General features: G+C 67.2%; 1 protein-coding gene. It reads left to right on the forward strand.

From position 1 onward, the window contains the following. A partial coding sequence (locus QZH66_RS17745; RefSeq protein WP_305807134.1) for a circularly permuted type 2 ATP-grasp protein occupies nucleotides 1-674 on the forward strand: 674 nt, incomplete at both ends.

Below are 674 nucleotides of genomic sequence, written 5' to 3' on the forward strand. Positions count from 1 at the left end.
GTGCTCGAAGACAACCTGCGCGTGCCCAGCGGCGTGAGCTACATGCTGGAGAACCGCAAGATGATGATGCGGCTGTTTCCCGAGCTGTTCAGCCTGCACGCCGTGGCGCCGGTGGCGCATTACCCCGACCTGCTGCTCGAGACCCTGCGCGCCAGCGCGCCCAGCGCCGCCGCCGATCCGACGGTGGTGGTGCTCACGCCCGGCATGCACAACAGCGCCTATTTCGAGCATGCCTTTTTGGCGCAGCAGATGGGCGTGGAACTGGTCGAGGGGCAGGACCTGGTGGTCAAGGACAGCTTCGTCTACATGCGCACCACGCACGGCCTGCGGCGCGTTCATGTCATCTACCGGCGCCTGGACGACGATTTTCTTGACCCGCTGGCGTTCCGCCCCACCTCCACCCTGGGCTGCGCGGGCCTCATGGCCGCCTNGCGCACCACGCACGGCCTGCGGCGCGTTCATGTCATCTACCGGCGCCTGGACGACGATTTTCTTGACCCGCTGGCGTTCCGCCCCACCTCCACCCTGGGCTGCGCGGGCCTCATGGCCGCCTACCGCGCTGGCAACGTCGCCATCTGCAACGCCGTGGGCACGGGCGTGGCCGACGACAAGTCGGTCTACCCCTACGTGCCCGACATGGTGCGGTTCTATTTGGGCGAAGAGCCCATCCTGCA

Origin of the sequence: Stenotrophomonas sp. YIM B06876 (genome assembly GCF_030711595.1) — a bacterium.
Lineage (GTDB): Bacteria > Pseudomonadota > Gammaproteobacteria > Xanthomonadales > Xanthomonadaceae > Stenotrophomonas.